This window comes from Bacteroides oleiciplenus YIT 12058 (assembly GCF_000315485.1).
Classification (GTDB): domain Bacteria; phylum Bacteroidota; class Bacteroidia; order Bacteroidales; family Bacteroidaceae; genus Bacteroides; species Bacteroides oleiciplenus.
The window spans coordinates 401,201-419,808 of the sequence record NZ_JH992942.1; the positions used below are offsets into that span (position 1 = coordinate 401,201).

Annotated in this window: 9 protein-coding genes; 7 read left to right on the forward strand and 2 right to left on the reverse strand. The window is 44.6% G+C overall.

Annotated elements, in window-relative coordinates; translation table 11 throughout:
• The first annotated feature begins 23 nt into the window (after nt 1-23).
• From HMPREF9447_RS15015 to HMPREF9447_RS15030, 4 genes are all read left to right on the forward strand, one after another.
• A complete protein-coding gene (locus HMPREF9447_RS15015) occupies nt 24-2,504 on the forward strand; it encodes an alpha-L-arabinofuranosidase C-terminal domain-containing protein (protein ID WP_244267626.1) in 2,481 nt (826 codons plus the stop codon).
• A 158-nt stretch (nt 2,505-2,662) separates the two neighbouring features.
• Nucleotides 2,663-4,360 carry a polysaccharide deacetylase family protein gene (locus HMPREF9447_RS15020; protein WP_009130597.1) on the forward strand — a complete coding sequence of 566 codons (1,698 nt, stop codon included), beginning with the start codon at nt 2,663-2,665 and terminating at the stop codon, nt 4,358-4,360.
• Nucleotides 4,361-4,379: 19 nt separating this feature from the next.
• On the forward strand, nt 4,380-5,750 hold the full coding sequence (locus HMPREF9447_RS15025) for a family 43 glycosylhydrolase (protein WP_044138257.1): 1,371 nt from the start codon (nt 4,380-4,382) through the stop codon (nt 5,748-5,750).
• Nucleotides 5,751-5,767: 17 nt separating this feature from the next.
• Nucleotides 5,768-8,092, forward strand: a complete 2,325-nt coding sequence (locus HMPREF9447_RS15030; protein WP_009130599.1) for a glycosyl hydrolase 115 family protein — start codon at nt 5,768-5,770, stop codon at nt 8,090-8,092.
• Here the strand turns inward: HMPREF9447_RS15030 and HMPREF9447_RS15035 are convergent.
• Complete coding sequence (locus tag HMPREF9447_RS15035) at nt 8,086-8,967, reverse strand: AraC family transcriptional regulator (protein ID WP_009130600.1); 882 nt, start codon at nt 8,965-8,967, stop codon at nt 8,086-8,088. The genes HMPREF9447_RS15030 and HMPREF9447_RS15035 overlap by 7 nt on opposite strands.
• Nucleotides 8,968-9,167: 200 nt before the next feature.
• Here HMPREF9447_RS15035 and HMPREF9447_RS15040 point away from each other — a divergent pair, with 200 nt between their 5' ends.
• The 3 genes from HMPREF9447_RS15040 (at nt 9,168) to HMPREF9447_RS15050 (ending at nt 14,671) form a co-directional block, all read left to right on the forward strand.
• Nucleotides 9,168-10,193, forward strand: coding sequence for an efflux RND transporter periplasmic adaptor subunit (locus HMPREF9447_RS15040; RefSeq protein WP_009130601.1), 1,026 nt, complete (start codon nt 9,168-9,170; stop codon nt 10,191-10,193).
• A 12-nt stretch (nt 10,194-10,205) separates the two neighbouring features.
• Nucleotides 10,206-13,310: an efflux RND transporter permease subunit gene (locus tag HMPREF9447_RS15045; protein ID WP_009130602.1), complete on the forward strand. Its 3,105-nt coding sequence runs from the start codon at nt 10,206-10,208 to the stop codon at nt 13,308-13,310.
• A gap of 74 nt (nt 13,311-13,384) precedes the next feature.
• The gene (locus tag HMPREF9447_RS15050; RefSeq protein ID WP_009130603.1) at nt 13,385-14,671 is read left to right on the forward strand and encodes a TolC family protein; all 1,287 of its coding nucleotides are present in this window, start codon (nt 13,385-13,387) and stop codon (nt 14,669-14,671) included.
• A 366-nt stretch (nt 14,672-15,037) separates the two neighbouring features.
• Here HMPREF9447_RS15050 and HMPREF9447_RS15055 read toward each other — a convergent pair whose 3' ends face one another.
• A complete protein-coding gene (locus HMPREF9447_RS15055) occupies nt 15,038-18,358 on the reverse strand; it encodes a beta-galactosidase (RefSeq protein ID WP_009130604.1) in 3,321 nt (1,106 codons plus the stop codon).
• Between the last annotated feature and the right edge of the window lie 250 nt (nt 18,359-18,608).

Genomic DNA, 18,608 nt, shown 5'->3' on the forward strand with positions numbered 1-18,608 from the left:
TACAGTTAATATTAGGGCTTATTATGATTGGGAATTTGTGTAATGGAATTGCTGTTGCACAAGATAAAATTATAGTAGATGTTCAAAAAAGAGGTCATGCCATACCTCCTTCTTTCTATGGAATATTTTTTGAAGAAATTAATCATGCAGGTGATGGAGGTTTATATGGTGAGTTGGTGCAGAATCGTAGTTTTGAAGATCTGGAAATGCCGGAAGAATGGTATGTTGAAGATAAAAGATTACATGCAAAAGAGGTTATTCATCATTTTACGGGGGAGATTGATGACCGGACATTTATTTGGCCTTCTAGCCCGGTGCCATCTTGGAGTTTGCAAGTGTCGGCCACTTCATCAGCGCGGATGAGTTTAACAAAGGAACGACCTAAGTTTGAAACCGCGCCTACTAATCTTAAAGTTGTAATAGACAAGGTTGGTGCTCCTATCCGTCTTGTTAATGATGGTTTTTGGGGAATGGGAATCTGTCTAGGGCAAAATTATCAACTGCGTACAATTATTCGTACATCAAAAGAGTATAAAGGAACGGTGCTTGCAAAGTTGCTTTCAGCAGAGGGAAAGATTATTGCAATGGCTCAATTAAATGTTCCTTCAGGGGAAGATTGGGCAGATTTAAAAGCTATATTATGTGCAGAACGAAGTGATAGTAGAGCCAAATTGGTTTTTGAATTTGATGGCGAAGGAACTATTTGGTTGGATTATGTATCTCTTTTCCCAAAAGAAACCTATTTAAATCGTCCTTATGGATTTCGTAAAGATGTAGCTCAAATGTTGGTTGATTTGAAACCAGCATTTATTCGTTGGCCTGGTGGCTCCATCGTAGGGGGAATTACGCTTGGAAATCGTTTCGAGTGGAAAAAGACATTGGGCGATCCGGCTTCTCGTCCGGGTGAGTATATCACTTGGGGATATCGTTGTTCGTATGGGATGGGATACTATGAGATGCTTCAGTTTTGTGAAGATATTGGTGCAAAAGCCATGTTTGTATGTAATGTTGGATTGTCTGATTTGTTTCGTTCGGGAGAAGCTTGCATAAGGGACAGCATTCCTTTTTTCCTAAAAGATTGTATGGATGCCATAGAATATGCTTTAGGAGATGTAAGTACCGAATGGGGGGCTCGTCGTGCGGCAGACGGACATCCAGATCCTTTTCCGCTTGAGTATGTAGAATTAGGTAATGAACATTGGGGAGAGGAATATGATTATCGTTTCGACATCTTTTATAAAGCTATCAAAAAGAAATATCCACATTTGACATTAATTTCCAATCATCCTCTATGGGGTATTGGAAGAAGTGAAAAAACAGATATGGTAGATCCACATTGGTATGGCACTCCTGAATTCTTCTTTCGTAACACGATGTTATTTGACAGTATTTCTCGTGGAAAATATAATGTTTATGTCGGTGAATATGCTTGTAATTTCGGTGTTGGAACGGGTAATATGAAAGCTGCATTAGCAGAAGCCGCTTTTATAGGAGGTATGGAGAGAAATAGTGATTTGGTAAAGATGACTTCTTTTGCTCCTTTACTGCAGAACCGGCATAAAAGTGATTGGCCGGTTAATCTTATTTGGTTAGATACTGATAAAGTTGTGGGACGTTCGTCTTATTATGTGCAAAAAATGGTATCAGAAAATCGGCCTACTTATAATGTGAAATACCAATATACAGGCAGCTCTAAACCTGTGGAATATGAGAAAGGAAAAATAGGCTTTGGCTCTTCTAAAACACCTCTTGAAATTAAAGATATTAGAATAACAATGAACAATCGGAGCTTTAAACCTGACTTGTCCAAAGGCGTCAGTTGGCGAGGAGAGTGGCAGATTGCAAGTGATATGCTTATGCAGAGTGCTGTCCAAGGAAGTTCCATGTACGTTCTGGAAGATGTAAATAGCAATGATTTCACACTGGAATGTAAAGCGCGTAAATCGTCTTTTAAAGAAGGTTTTTTTATCTATTTCTGCTTGACGGAAGATGAACAAAAAGGGTTTATATGTAATATTGGGTGTTGGGATAGCAATACTGTTGCTATAGAACAACTTTCAGATGGACATAACGTTGGTGCTATAGGTAAAGCGGCGGAGTATTCTATATCTCCTCGCCAATGGTATAATTTGAAATTAGTAGTTACCCCGAAAGGAAGCATTTTATATATTGATGGTAAAGAGGTTTTAAAACATATTCCACAGACAATGCCAAAACAGTTTATCGCCTCGGGTATAGATGAAGAAACTGGAGAACTTATTCTAAAAGTTGTGAATAGACTGGATATTCCTTATTCGCCCGGGATTGAAATAAAGGGAGTGGAGCAGGTCTTGAATACAGGAAAGATTATTTCGTTATCTGCCAAAGATGATAATGAGGAGAATTCATTTGAAGAGCCTCGAAAAATTTATCCGAAGGAGGTGGAATATAATCAATTTAGTGAAACGTTTAGTTATGAATTTGCTCCATACTCTTATACCATTTTACGTATAAGAGTGAAATAATACTATATGAAATGTATATATGGTCGTAGGATAGTAAACAAAATATTATATTTTCATTTTATGATGTATATTCTGAACAATAATGCAGGTGATTGCACATTACTCCATGTCTTGTCTTTGTGTTCTTCCCTATTTTTGCTGAAATTTTATATAATATCATGAGAAACTTGAATTTGAAACTACTATTTGCACTTTGTGCACTTCTCTTCTTTTCTGCTTTTACTACCGGAAAGAAGGATGTAATCACCATTTTTATGATAGGTGATTCTACCATGGCGAATAAAAGTCTGAAGAATGGAAATCTTGAACGTGGCTGGGGACAGATGCTCCCGGGCTTCTTGACCGATGATATACGGGTGGATAATCATGCCATGAATGGTCGGAGTTCACTGAGTTTTATCAATGAAGGTCGTTGGGATACTGTACTCTCTAAACTGAAAAGTGGGGACTACGTGTTCATCCAGTTCGGACATAATGATGAGAAGCCTGCTGAAAAACTGCATACAGTTCCCGGAAGCACTTTCGATGAGAACTTACGTCGGTTTGTAAGGGAGACGCGTGAAAAGGGTGCTCATCCGGTACTGTTCAATTCCATTGTACGCCGGAACTTTCCTCCGGAAGGAGCTACCGAAAATAAGGGCAGTTATGAAGTAGAAGGAAACACGTTGGTAGACACTCATGGAGAGTATCTGGAGTCACCTCGAAGAGTGGCAAAAGAAATGAATGCCCCTTTTGTGGATTTGAATAAACTGACACATGATTTAGTAGTCGGCATGGGAGTGGAGAAGTCAAAAAGCCTTTTCATGTGGGTACCCGCCGGGAAATATGATTTCTGTCCGCAAGGGAAGATTGATAACACCCATTTGAACATTTATGGTGGAAAGGTGGTAGCCGGGATTGCGATGGAAGCAGTTGCCAAAGTTGTGCCGGAACTGGCGCCTTATGTACGTCATCATGATCCGGAAATATATGTAGCGGATTATAAGGACGACAAGCAATGTGCCATCAGCTATACTTTCGATGATGGTTTGGAAGAACACTACACGCTTGTTTTCCCCGAAATGGAGAAAGTAGGATTCAAAGGCACTTTCTGGATATGGGGAAAAGGAATTGAGAATGAAGCGGCACAACAAAGTAAACCACGTATGACCTGGGCACAGATGAAAGAAATGTCTGACAAAGGACATGAAATATCCAGTCATAGTTGGTCGCATACCAATTTAAAGCGTCTTAGTCTGGAAGAAGTGAAAACGGAAGTGGAAAAGAATGATAGCATCATCCTTGCTCGGATAGGGAAGAGATCGCTTACTTTCTGTTATCCGTTCAATGCTTACAATGAAGATATTTTGCAGATAAGTTCAAAGGGCAGAGTCGGCACCCGTACAAAGCAATATGGTATTGGTGGTGATAAATCGAAATCTACCGTCGAATCTTTAGATAAATGGGTGAAGGAACTCACTATCGCAGGTGAATGGGGAGTGGCAATGATTCATGGTATTGCAACGGGATATGATGCTTTTAGCTCTCCGGAGATATTGTGGGAACACTTTAAAAGGGTGAAAGCTTTGGAAAACAATATCTGGATTGATACCTATTGCAAAGTAGCAGCTTATGTGAAAGAGCGAAAAAACATACAACTGGATATTACTAAGAAAAAGTCTTCCTTCAAGATAACACCTCGTTTGGCACTGGATGATAAGCTGTTTAGTGAGCCGTTAACGATGGTAGTGAGCAAAAACGGAAAGTCTGAAATAAAAGTAAGCCAGGGAAAACAGGTATTGGCGGTGAAGGATGCAGGAGATAAATTTACCTTCTCTTTCGACCCGCATGGTGGAGCAATAAAAGTAAGTTTTTAATTTGATGAATGATATAACAATGAAATGTACCTTTCTATTGGCGGTCCTGATAGGATTGAGCTTGGGAGCGTGTTCGGCGCAAGACTCGAAAAAAGTAGTTTATAATGGCATACCATGGTTTGACGATCAGGGGAATATTGTCAATGCACATGGTGCATGCATTCTAGAAGATGGTGGGCGATATTATTTGTTCGGAGAGTATAAATCGGATAAGAGTAATGCTTTTCCGGGATTCAGTTGCTACTCTTCCGATGATCTGGTGAACTGGAAGTTTGAAAGAGTGGTGTTGCCGGTGCAACCCGATGGTATATTGGGGCCTGACCGTGTAGGCGAGCGGGTGAAAGTGATGAAATGCCCTTCTACCGGAGAATACGTCATGTATATGCATGCCGATGATTTGGGATATAAAGACCCCTATATCGGTTACGCTACTTGCAAAACGATTAATGGGGAATACAAATTGCAGGGACCTCTGCTCTATGACGGCAACCCCATCAAACGTTGGGATATGGGAACTTTTCAGGATACGGATGGTAAAGGCTATCTGCTTATTCATCACGGGCCTATCTACAGATTGAGTGAAGACTACCGCTCGATAGAGGCTGAAGTCGCTCATGTCAAAGGTTCGGGCGAATCGCCTGCCATGTTCAAGAAGAATGGCATGTACTATATGCTGTTCTCAAATCTGACGAGTTGGGAAAAGAATGATAACTTCTATTTCACTGCCCCCGCCATTGAAGGTCCATGGACAAAGCAGGGGATATTCTGCCCCGAAGGAACCCTGACGTATAACTCACAAAGCACTTTTGTTTTTCCTTTGAAAAGAGGTAACGACACGATTCCTATGTTCATGGGCGACCGTTGGTCGTTCCCTCATCAGGCTTCTGCAGCTACTTATGTGTGGATGCCCTTGCAAGTAGATGGAACGAAAATTTCCATTCCCGAATATTGGCAATGCTGGGATATCAATCGTGTGAAACCTGTTGATGCATTACGTAATGGAAAAACGATTCCTGTAAAAAAGATGACGCCGGATGCTGCCTGGAAAGAAGAAAACGGACGATTGTTTTCAAATATGAAAGGGAGTGTATTGGCTGTTCCGTTTAAAGGAACCCATACTGCTGTGACTGGTGAATCTAATAGCCATAGCGGGTATGCCAGGATAAGTGTGCTGAATGCCAGGAAAGACACCGTCTATTCTTCATTAGTCGACTTTTATAGTAAATATCCTGAGAAAGCAATCCGAATTATGACTCCAAAGCTGTCCAAAGGAGATTATACATTATTAATCGAAGTCACAGGCATAAAGCCGGTGTGGACGGATAAGTCTAAAACCATTTACGGAAGTGACAACACTTTTGTGACAATAGATAAGATTTATTATTTTTGAATCATAAGTAACTGACCATGAAAAAAGGAATCTTAAGTTTATTCTTGTTTCTGATAACTCAGCTTTGTTGGGCGCAATTCAATCTATCTTCGGGGAAGTCTGTCAAAGTAGCCTGTGACAATACGGAAGAAAAGGTGGTACATACCGCTTTAGATTTATTATCCCGTGATTTTAAAGCTGTACTTTCTGCACCGCTACTAGTGGATGACGTACAAGGTGATATTATTATTGGTACTGTTGGTAAAAGCCCGTTGATAGCTAAGACCGGAGTGGATATTTCTGCCCTGAATGGCCAAAAGCAAGCCTTTCTACTTACTGTATTGCCGGATGGTAAATTACTGATTGCCGGTAGCGACCAGCATGGCACAGCCTATGGCATTATGGAACTCTCCCGCTTCTTGGGAGTTTCTCCTTGGGAATGGTGGGCGGATGTGATTCCAGATAAGAAAACAGCGTTTACATTGCCGTCGGACTTTAAAACCTTGCAATCCCCCTCCGTAGAATACCGTGGCATCTTCATCAATGATGAAGATTGGGGATTGATGCCTTGGAGTAGTAAGAATTACGAGCCTGCCGATCAGCAACAAATTGGTCCTAAGACGAACCGTCGCATCTTTGAGTTATTGCTCCGCCTCCGGGCTAATACTTATTGGCCTGCCATGCACGAGTGTACTTTACCCTTCTTCTTGACAAAGGGTAACCGGGAAGTAGCTGAAGAATTCGGAATCTTTATCGGTTCTTCTCATTGCGAACCAATGGTGTGCAGCGCTGCTGGCGAATGGAGAAGAAGGGGAGAGGGGGATTATGACTATGTGAATAACAGTGCCTCCGTTTACAAATTCTGGGAAGACCGTGTGAAAGAAGTGGCAGGACAAGAAAATATCTATACTTTGGGCATGCGTGGCGTGCACGACGGTCAGATGCAGGGAGCCAAAACTGTTGAAGAACAGAAAGCTGTGTTGGAGCGTGTGCTCAAAGGTCAGCGTGGTTTGTTGGAAAAGTATGTGAATAAAGATGTTACCGCCATTCCGCAGGCTTTCATCCCATACAAGGAAGTTCTTGACATTTATAATGCCGGATTGCAGGTGCCCGATGACGTCACGCTGATCTGGTGTGATGATAATTATGGCTATATCCGTCACTTTCCTACACCGGAAGAACAAGCCCGCAAAGGTGGAAACGGTATCTATTATCACGTATCCTATTGGGGACGTCCACACGATTATCTTTGGCTGGGCACTTTCAGCCCGTATCTGCTCTATCAGCAGATGAAGTTGGCCTACGACCGTGGTATTCAGCAGATGTGGGTACTGAATGTTGGTGATATCAAACCTGCAGAATATCAGATTGAACTATTCCTTGATATGGCATGGAACATAGAACAGGTAGCCAAAGAGGGAGTTACTACCCATTTGCAGAATTGGCTGGGCAGAGAGTTTGGTAACAAATATGCAGAGACTCTGCTTCCGGTTATGCAAGAGCATTACCGCTTAGCTTATATCCGCAAGCCCGAATTTATGGGAAATACGCGTGAGGAAGAACGTGACCCTGTTTATAAGAAAGTGAAAGACTTACCTTGGAGTGAACAGATCATCCGTGAACGCTTGAAGGAGTATGCCACTTTGTCTTCCGTAGTCGAAGAAGTTGAGGCCAAACTTCCTGCCAACCGGAAAGATGCTTATATGCAATTGGTGAAATATCCCGTACAGGCTGCCGACCAAATGAACCGGAAACTTCTGAATGCGCAGCTTGCCCGTCACGGAAAGGCCGATTGGGAACAGAGTGATGCAGCTTTCGATAGCATTGCTTCGCTGACACGCCGTTATAATGCGTTGCAAAACGGCAAGTGGATTCACATGATGGATTTTCAGCCCCGTAAACTCCCTGTATTTAAGCGTGTGGCACATGAAACCGCCATTACTCCTATGGTAAAAGAGAAAACTCCTGCTTATAAATGGAATGCTATGGATTGTACCACTGGTAATCCTGAGCACTACGAAGGTCTGGGATATGAGGGCAAAGCGGCAGGTATCGGCAAAAACACTTCCCTTACTTTTGTTTTTAATGATTGGAAGACCGATTCAGTGGAAGTTGAAATACGCTTGTTGCCCAATCACCCTATGGATGAAAAGCAACTGCGTTTCACCCTGTCAGTTGATAAATCGGCTCCGCAAACCGTTTCTTATGAAACTAAAGGACGCAGTGAAGAATGGAAAGAAAATGTGTTGCGCAATCAAGCTATACGGAAAGTGAAACTTCCCGTCGGCAAACGAAAATCGCATAAACTGGTGATTAAGGCATTGGACGAAGGTGTCGTTTTGGATCAGATAATGCTTTATTGATAATGCGTCTCCCTGTACTGTTTGGGAGACATCCCCAAATGATGCTTGACATACTTCCCGAAGAATGAGATATTCGGGAAGTCGAGCTCATTGGATATTTCTTTTATACTTTTCTTCGACTTCTTCAGCAAATACTGAATATCCTTTACCATATACTGGGTGATTAAGTCTGATGCTGTCTGTCCGCTCACTTCTTTACACACGGAAGACAGATATTTGGGAGTGACATATAACTTTTCAGCATAACTCGCCACCATACGGTCCTTGGGATAAGAGGAGGAAAGGATGTTGATGAATTCCTTGAACAGGTTTTCGCCAGCCGAGAACGTAAGCGGTTTTAACTTCTGAAAACGTTCCAAGGCATCGTGGAACTCGTAAAGAAATGCCTGGAGCAGTGCGTCGATGAGTTCCTTCTGGTGCTTGCGGGGAGTATTGGTCATCTTAGAGTGCAACAGATAATAGTATTGGTTGAAAAGTTCGGCTTCTTCCGGTTGGAGCGAAAGAATCGGATTCTTTTCGAGAAACATCTTGGCATCCCAGGCTTCGCCTGCAAGGAGAAACAATTGTTGCACATACTCTTGTGACAGGCAAATGCAGTGGCATTCAAAGTCTACACTAATCATACTGCGTTCCAGTATAATGTCGGGATGACAGATGAAAAGGTCGTTGGCGTATATGATGTGTGATTCTCCGTTTATGTAAAGTGAACCTTTGCCTTTGGTACATAGCAGAGTGATATATGCTTTAACTTTCACTGCCTGCTCCATATTCAGGTTTTGCAAATTATCGATAATGGCTATTCGACTGTCATTGTAAGTAGCCATTTCTTTGGCGAGGGCACAGTCTAAATTTATTTGTTCCATTTCTTTTTCCATGAATTACTTTTTTTTCGTTGCAAATAAACGGAATATCCGGCAATTGCAGATGATAGATATTTCTACAATAGTGTTCCGTTTTTCCTATTGGACGTTTGCTATGAAAAATAGAACACTTCTGGGGGTGTATAGAAATAAAGGACTTTAGTGAAAACATTTTCCTTTGTGCCGGAAAAGAGAATCAAAAATTAAAGGTAAAAATGAAAAGACTTTATTATGCAATGGCATTATTGTTTCCGCTGGCTTTAGTAGGTTGCCGGCAGGGCGAAGGTAAACAAAATTCCACCGTTAGTCCGGTGAAAGTGAAAGTGGCACAAGTTTCAACTTCGGAAGCGGGAAGTACAGGACGTTTTTCGGGTACGGTGGAAGAGGCAAATGGAACTTCACTCAGTTTTGCCGTGATGGGCACGGTGAATACTGTTCATATCGGCTTGGGGGACCGGGTGGCAAAGGGACAACTCATTGCGACTATCAATCCACTCTCGATGCAGAGCGCGTATGATGCTGCCAAGGCAGCGTTGGGACAGGCGGAAGACGCTTACCGGAGAATGAAAGAATTATATGATAAAGGCAGCCTTCCCGAAATCAAGTGGGTGGAAGTGCAAAGCAAATTGCAGCAGGCAAAGTCTATGGAAGAGGTGGCACGTAAGAGTTTGGAAGACTGTAAACTCTATGCGCCTTTCAGTGGAATTATTTCGGAGAAACTGGTGGAAGTGGGGCAGAATGTGATACCAGGTGTACCGGTTGCCCGACTGGTGACGGCCAACTTGCTGAAAGTGAAGATTGCAGTGCCGGAGACGGAAATAGCAGCCATTACGACCGGACAGCAGGCAGTGATTACCGTTCCTGCACTAGGTGGAAGGAGCTTCAAGGGAACAGTGGTTGAGAAAGGAATTGTGGCTAATCCGCTGTCTCGTTCCTACGACGTAAAGATGCGGGTGGATAATGGAGATAAAGAACTTATGCCGGGTATGGTGACTGAAGTCGTATTGGCTGAAGTCGGAAAAGAGGCTTTGTATATCATTCCTGTCCATATTGTACAACTGGATGAAAAGAATAATTCTTTTGTCTGGGTGAACGATGCCGGAAAGGCGAGCAAGCGCATCCTGAAGTGCGGAGAGTTTGCGGCTGAGGGAGTGACTGTGGTATCCGGTTTGAACGAAGGAGACGAGATAATAGTGGAAGGACAGCAGAAAGTGTGCGAGGGTACACCGGTATTATTATAAGGAGCAGACAAGATGAAGAAGAAACGTAATGCGGTAGAATGGGCGATGCACTACCGCCAGATTGTGATACTTGTGGTGTGCTGCCTGATTGCTTTCGGCATTTATAGTTTGCCGAACATGCGCAAAAACGAGTTTCCCGACTTTACCATCCGTCAGGGCATTGTAGTGGCAGTGGCTCCAGGAAATACGGCGGAAGAAATGGTGGAACAAGTAACTAAGCCCTTGGAAAACTATATTTTCAGTTATAAAGAAGTGAAGAAAGAGAAGACTTTTTCAATGAGCCGCGACGGTATTGTCTACATACAGGTGCAACTCAATGACGAACTGAACAATAAGGATGAATTCTGGAGTAAGTTCAAGCATGGTGTTTCCACTTTCACGGCACAATTGCCCCGAAATGTGCTGGCTGTGCAGGTGATGGATGATTTCGGTGATACTTCCGCCTTGCTCATCAGTATGGAGAGCCGTGATAAAACATATCGTGAACTGAACGACTATATGGACGACCTACAGGATCGCTTGCGGCGCAACAGCAGCATCGGGCGTATGACGGTGAGCGGGATGCAGAAAGAGCAAATCTCTGTTTATCTGGACAGTCACAAACTTTCTCAGTACGGGCTGAATGAACAGATGCTGGCGGCAACACTCTTTACGAAAGGTTTCACCACTACCGGAGGCCGCGTGAAAAGTACGGAGTATATCCAGCCCGTCTATGTTGCAAAGTCGTTGAATACTGTGCGTGATGTGCAGGAACAGATTATCTACGCTGATCCTGCGGGGAATAATATCCGGTTGAAAGATGTAGCCCGCGTGGTGAAGGAATATCCTGCTTCTGATAGCTACATTACCAATAATGGCAGGAAGTGCTTATTGCTGAGTGTGGAGATGAAGAAAGGAAAGAATATGGTACAGATGGGGGATGATATCAACCAGATATTGACTGAATTTCAGCCGACGTTACCCTCGGATGTCGTTCTTTTCCGCATCACGGACCAGAGCCAAGTGGTGGGCGACAGTGTAGATAATTTTCTTCATGAATTGCTGATTGCTATTGTGGCGGTGGTCATTGTGGTCATGCTCCTGTTACCGATGCGTGTGGCGCTGGTGGCTGCTTCCACTATTCCTATCACGATATTTATCTCATTAGGGTTGTTTTATGCTTTTGATATAGAACTGAACACTGTGACATTGGCTGCCCTGATTGTAACATTGGGAATGATTGTGGATAACTCCATTGTTATCATTGACAGCTATCTGGAAAAGTTGGGTGAGGGAGTGTCGCGCTGGCACGCTTCCATACAGAGCGCTACGCACTTCTTCAAGTCTATCTTTTCGGCTACACTGGCCATTAGTATCACTTTCTTTCCATTCCTGCTTACGACTACGGGGCAGATAAATGATTTTCTGATTAGTTTTCCCTGGGCCATCAGTATTGTGCTGGGCATTTCATTGCTGATAGCTGCGTTGCTGGTACCTTTTATGCAGTTCTATTTCATCCGTAAGCCGATGGAAATGGAGAAGAAGGAGGGAAAGAAAGCATTTTCATTCCTCAACCTATTGCAGCGTTACTATAATAAACTGCTCGACCTTTGCTTTGCCTGGCCGCGCACGACTGTAGCCTTGGGACTGATCTCCATAGTGGTAGGAGTAGTTCTGTTGGGGCAGTTGCCGCAAAATCTGATGCCAACGGCAGAGCGCAATCAGTTTGCCGTAGAAATCTATCTCCCTACCGGAACTGCTGTAGAGAAAACGGCTCAGGTGGCTGATAGCTTAGAGCACATCTTGCGTCGCGACCCTCGGGTTGTCTCGGTTGCCTCATTCGTGGGCTGTGCTTCCCCACGCTTCCAGACAAGTTATGCTCCGCAGATAGCTGGGACGAACTTTGCGCAGTTCATAGTCAACACTGTGAATAACAAAGCTACCGAAGAACTGCTCGATGAATACGCTCCGGAATATTCCGACTATTTCCCCGAAGCTCGGGTACGGTTTAAACAACTGAGTTACAACGAGGCTGCTTGCCCTGTGGAAATACGTTTGAGTGGCGATGATGTAGATACATTGAAAAAAGAAGCGGACAAGATTGTGAAGTTACTTCGGGCAATGCCGGAACTGGTGTTGGTGCGTACCAACTTTAATGAACCGCAATCTGCTGCGCGTATAGTACTGAAAGAAGATGAGGCAACGCGGCTGGGCATCAACAATACTATATTGGAAACCAATCTGGCAATGCGCTATGGCGATGGAATTCCTGTGACTTCCGTGTGGGAAGGAGACTATGAGACCCCTGTGACATTGAAAAGTGTGAAAGCTGACTCTGCCCATTATCTCGATCTGGAAGATGAACTTATTCCTGTGGCGGGAGGATTGGCCAGTGTGCCCCTGCGACAGGTGGCTGATGTGATGCCTGTTTGGGAGAACGGTCAGGTAGTACGCCGTAATGGAGTTTACACTATTACTGTCATGGGTGACCTTCAGCGGGGAGAAAATGGTATGGCAGTAACAAAGAAGGTACAGGAGGGGATAGACCAATTAACCATTTCACCGGAAGTGGCATTAACTTATGGGGGCGACTTGGAAGATAACGAAGAAAAGATGCCTGCCATCATGACCGGACTGGTGATAGCGGCAGCCATCATTTTCTTTATTCTAATGGCTCATTTCCACCGTATCAACATTGCTCTGCTCATCTTTGCCAGCATGGCGCTTTGTGTATTCGGTACAGCAGCGGGGATACTGATTCAGGGAGTTGATTTTAGTATCACCAGCATTCTGGGTATTGTCAGCCTGATGGGAATTATTGTGCGCAATGGCATTATCATGATAGATTATGCTGAGGAGTTACGGCAGACGGAAAAGCTCTGTGTGCGCGAAGCTATCTATCACTCTGCCCGCCGTCGTATGCGTCCCATCTTCCTGACATCAGCTGCTGCATCTATGGGTGTCATACCGATGATACTTGGCGGTAGTGGTCTGTGGATGCCGATGGGAACGGTCATTTGCTATGGTACTCTCATTACGATGGTCTTTCTGCTCACAGTGTTACCTGTTACTTATTGGCTTATTTTCAGTGGTTCTACAAAGAAGCGTGAGGCTACAGAAGAAATGGAGTTGCAATAAATTCCTGAATCTGTGTAATCCGCATAATTCGCGCCTAATTTTCATCTAATTATTGAACTAAAATATCCGGAACAATGAAACAAAAACTGATTCAAAATATTTTTTTACTGTCAATAGGCTTCCTTTGCCCGTTTTCTGTTTTAGCGCAACGCGTGGCTACCCTTGACGAATGCCTGCAAATGGCGCTCGCTAACAATGTACGCATGAAGAATGCTGCCAATAACCTGGAGATATCCCGGCAGGGTAGCAAAGAAGCTTTCACCAAATATTTTCCTACTCTAAGTGCCTCCGGAGGTGGATTTATAGCCGACAAGGGACTGCTTCAAATGGAACTGGGACCGGAAATGCAAATGTCTTTTATGAAGAATGGAGTGCTTGGGGGTGTTTCTGCCTCCATGCCACTTTTTGCAGGCGGACAGATTATCAATGGAAATAAGTTGGCTGAAGTGAATCTTCAGGTGAACCGTTTACAATACAACCAATCGGAAAATGAAGTGAAACTAACCACGGAGAGTTATTACTGGCAAGTAGTGATGCTAAAGGAAAAGCTGAATACAATCACTGTTGTTGAAACTCAACTGGCTAATTTACTGAAAGATGTGCAGGCTTCTGTTGATGCTGGAGTTACTACGCGTAACGACTTGTTGCAAATACAATTACGGCAGAATGAAACTGAAAGCAGCCGTATCCAGGTTGAAAATGCTTTGATGTTATCCCGCCAGGTGCTGGCGCAGTATATTGGCGAAGAATCCGGTAGGATAGATGTTGCTTTCAGTATGGACAAGGACTTGCCGGAACATCCCCGGGAACTTTATCGGACTCCGGAAGCGTCTTTAGTGCTGACTAATGAATATCATCTTTTGCAGCAAAAGCTGAAAGCCTCTAAGTTGCAGCACCGAATGACCGTAGGCAAATATTTGCCGACGGTTGCCATAGGTGGTGGATATATGTATGATAACCTGATGGAGAAAGATCATCCTTTCTGGATGGGGTTTGCCACCGTTTCGGTTCCTCTATCCGGTTGGTGGGGTGGTTCACATGATATCAAAAAACAAAAGCTCCAAGTGCGGAATGCCGAAAACCAGCTTGTCGACCAAAGTGAGTTGCTCGTCATCCGTATGCAGCAGAACTGGAACGATTTGACGGATGCTTATAAGCAGATACAAATCGCCCTCCGTTCCATAGAGCAAGCCACGGAGAATCTTCGCCTGAATACCGATTATTACAAGGCCGGAACTTGCACCATGAACGATCTGCTCAATGCTCAAACCCTTTTCCAGCAGAGCAAGGACCGATATGTGGAATCGTATGCCTGCTATGAAGTGAAATGTCGGGAATATCTGCAAACCACCGGTCGGTAAACCAATTTTTACTGGTCTTCCCTCCATTTTGACCGAATTATCACCTTTTATGAAACAATTGTGTTATATGGTATTCACATTTTCGCCGTACATTTGCAGTGTCGGTTACGAAGTGTAAGCGATAGATTGATTGGTGATAGCGTAGGATTAGTTTAAGATATAATAGAATTGTTTTATAAGGGATTGATTAGTTAAGATTGTTGTTAACAAAGGGTAGTTAGCAGTTTTAGAGTTTTCAATAGGCTATTTAATAAAGAAGAGAGAGTGTCTGCGGGTGCTCTCTCTTTGTTTAAGCAATATACATATACAGAAAGAGCGGTTATCATCGTCAAGATGATACCGCTCTTTCTGTATATGTTAATCAGGTTAGAACTTGAAATTCTGCGGTTTCACGTATATTTTGAAGTCTTTGATGCCGCCGGGAACTTCACTTTCCATTCGGGGCAGGCATTGGAATCCTGTCAACGTATGAGTAGCGCCCAGGTCGATGACAATAGCATGCGGATAGGGACTTCCTTCCGTAGTGCTCCAGTAAGTGGACTCCTGAAGGTCGAATGTTTTATCGGCAGAGCGGTTCACGTGCGATACGTCTTCGCTGTCGGCATAACTCACCGTCCAGGGTTCACGGGATAGGCGGTCGCCATTTTTATCCAGGAAGTACATTTCGGCGATGCAAGCCAAGTCTTTACCATTCTGTGAACTCACTGCTTCCAGACAAACATAACGTCCGGTGACAGGTTTGTCAAACTTAACCTCTTGCCATCCATTACCCGGCTTGAAACTTCCTGTGAAAGCAGGTTTCTCAGCGGACAGATCCAGATTCTCGCCTTCGTTGCGGTGCGTCAAAGGTTTCTGTATCAGAAGCTGGTCGAGAAGTGGTTCGCTTAATCCTTCTGATTTGGCTTCTTTAGGACCTACGATGTCGAAGACTACTATTTCATTCTCGCCTTTTTTCAACCAACAGCCTGGTACGTAAAGCGTCTGTTGGGGACCGATTTCCCAGATACGTCCCAAAGCGTAACCATTCACATAGACCAGACCTTTGCCCCAAGTTTCGAAGTTCAGGAAGGTATCGCTTGGTTTCTTCACCTGGAACTTAGCCCGATAAACACCCGGAATGCGTTGTCCGAGGTTGTCTGTCAGCGACTGTATGGGTTGGAATTTCATGCCCTGATAGAACTCGTAAGTATCTTCCAGGTTATATACTTCCCAGTTTTTCAGGTCGCAGGTGAAAGGATATCCGTTGATGTCCGTAGATAGTTTCACGTTTTTAGTGATACCTTTGAAATCCTTGATGGCACGTCCGAAGTTGATGCGTCCCATGGCTTCTACGAGGATGTCGAGTTGTGCACCTTTGGGGCAGCCGGGCAATACGAGTTGTTTCTCACCGTTTCTTCTGTCGAGTTTGCCGATATACTTCCCATCCACGAATATCTGTGCATAATCGTGTGCATCGCTCACTGTGAGGGTGGCACCCTCTTTCAGTTCGGGCAGGGTAGTGCGGTAGAGGATGCTTCCGAAGCCCTGATTGTACTCTTCCATTGTGCGGATATTCTCATCCTTTTTGGCAGCAGGCAAGTTGTCGAACAACGGTGCCATTTCTGTGAATTTGAAGGCAGGGATGCTGATAGGCTTGATTAATGCAGGCACTTTAGCTTGTTTCTCTCCGTCCATATATTTAGCCATAGCCTCTCTCAACTTCCAGTACTTGGGAGTAGTCTGACCGGATTCGCTGATAGGCGCGTCGTAATCGTAAGAGGTTACGTCGGGAGCAAAACCCGGAGAGTTGGCACCTGCCCAGTGTCCCCAGTTCGTTCCTCCGTGTGTCATATATAAACTGAAGGAAATTCCTCTGGAAAGCATATCGTCGATACCTTTAATCATATCCTCGGCAGGACGGGTTTCGTGGTTAGCCCCCCATTTATCGAACCATCCGCTCCAGAATTCAGAACACATCAGAGGACTGTTCGGGCGGAGTTTTTTCAGTTTGGCAAACTGCTGGTCTACATTGGCACCTGTGCCGAAGTTCATGGTCCAGATTAAGTCGTCCAGCCCGTTCAGGGTAAAGTTGGAAGCCCAGTCGCATTGGAAGAGGGCAATGTCGTTGCCGAAGTGAGTACGCACGATGTCCCTGATTTGAGATACATATCCTTTGTCCGCACCATAAGAACCGTATTCGTTTTCTACCTGTACCATGATGATTGGACCGCCATTGGCGATGGTCAGGTCTTTCACTTGCTTAGCCACGGCTTCTTCGAAGAGATTCACGCGTTCAATGAAATAGGGATCCGATTCGCGCAGGCGAATGTCTTTCTTCTTGAGCAACCACCAGGGAAGCCCGCCCATTTCCCATTCGGCGCATACATACGGACCGGGACGCAGGATGACGTACATGTCATTCTGCTGGCAGAGGCGGCAGAATTCTGCCAGGTCGTTTTGTTCCGTGAAGTCGTACGTTCCGGGTTGTGGCTCATGGGAATTCCAGAACACATAGAGGCAGACGGTGTTCATGCCCAGTGCTTTGCAGAGCTTGATGCGCTGATCCCAATAGGGTTTGGGGATACGAGGGTAGTGCAACTCGGCGGCTTTTACTACGAACGGTTTGCCATTCAGCAGGAAACTGCCTTTGCCGGCTTCGAAGCGGCCTTGGTCGGCAAAGCTGTCGAAACTCCATTTGTCGCGCCAGGGGATAGTTATCTTATCGCCTTCGAAGGAGAAGGGAAGCCATACGTAACGCGAGTTCTCCAGATCCTTCTTGTTCCAGCGGTCGAACATGGCGATATACATATCTTTCTTGCCCATTACTTGTTGTACGTAAGTGCTTTGGGCGTAGAAGGTCTTGTCGGCGTCCGTGCCTGTGCAGGGATTGCCTATTGTTTTCCATTCGCCCATGATGGAGTCGGCTACAGCCAGTTCTGCCTGGTTCGGGTCCCAACCGGTACAACCGGAAGAGAGCATATAGTATTTCCCGTTGCGCTTGAATACAGCCGGAGCTTCGCGGCTTTCTTTAACGAAGTTACGGGTGTAGCGTCCGGTGGGTCTCTGATAGTCGTCCGTCAGCTCACTGATGTAAAGGGTGGCGTTGTTTTCGGATGAATAGAAATGGTAGGCGCGGCCGTCGTCATCTACAAAAACGGTTTGGTCGCGACTCATGGCATTGTTGGGGCGGAAACTGCCCAGATAGGTGAATTCTCCGGTGGGGGAGTCGCTTATAGCTACTCCGGCACAGGCTTTACTATAGTCGGCACTTTCCACGTGTGCCCACATCACGAATTTTTTTGTTTTCTTGTTGTAAATCACTTTAGGACGTTCCACCACCTTGCTGGTGTGCAAGTCGTGTCCCTGGTCGTCCTTCACTGCCGGGAGGACGATGCCCTCGAACTTCCAGTTCAGCAGGTCTTTTGAAGAATAGCAGCTTACACCAGTCACGTCTGTGCGGTAGCACTCCCAGGTTGCCCACTCGGGCAGGATGGTTTTACCTTTTTTGTATTCTCCATACCAGTAGTATGTTCCTTCATGGTAGAGGATGCCGCCACCATGTGCGTTGATGGGGTTACCGTCGGTGTCGTTCCATACTTCACCTGGCGTAATGGCATTGTTGGTCGTTGCCTGATTTTGCGCTTGTGCCGCGAAGGCTCCCAGCAAACAGGCAACTGCTAATGTCACACTCCAAAAAATGTTTCTCATGATTTGAATGGTATTTATAGTTATTTTCTAAATTATTTCTGTTGCAAAGATAGGAATGCTTCCTAACTTTAACCTACAAAAATAATTCATTATAGGATGTCATTTGTGTCAAACCAATGCGATTTGAGGGATAAATATGGTTCGCGCGTACCTTTTATATATGTGAGGAACAGATAAAGACCGGTCCGTATCAGGTCCGTACCAAGTCCGTACCAACTCCGTACCAAGTCCATTCCTATAGATATGGAGA